The organism is Salipaludibacillus sp. CF4.18, from assembly GCF_051262595.1.
GTDB classification, from domain to species: domain Bacteria; phylum Bacillota; class Bacilli; order Bacillales; family Salisediminibacteriaceae; genus Salipaludibacillus; species Salipaludibacillus neizhouensis.
The window spans coordinates 1-205 of sequence record NZ_JBIMEV010000198.1 but is presented as its reverse complement, the minus strand read 5'-3'; the positions used below and the strand labels follow the sequence as shown (position 1 = coordinate 205).

At 44.4% G+C, this 205-nt stretch carries 1 pseudogene; it reads left to right on the top strand.

Features of this window, described 5'->3' with window-relative positions:
* Positions 1-205: pseudogene (locus ACHABW_RS26135) on the top strand (IS3-like element IS655 family transposase); the annotation flags it as partial.

Here is a 205-nt window from a genome sequence, read left to right as displayed (position 1 = left end):
AACCGAGAAATTATTGGACACAGTGCAGGACCTAACAAGACCGCTGGGTTAGTTCAACGTGCCTTTGCGTCCGTGCCGTACAATCTACATCATTTTAAATTATTTCACACGGATCGAGGCAGCGAGTTTAAGAACCAACTTATCGACCAGGCCCTAGAAACCTTTGGTATTGAGAGATCGCTTAGTAATAAAGGAACTCCCTATG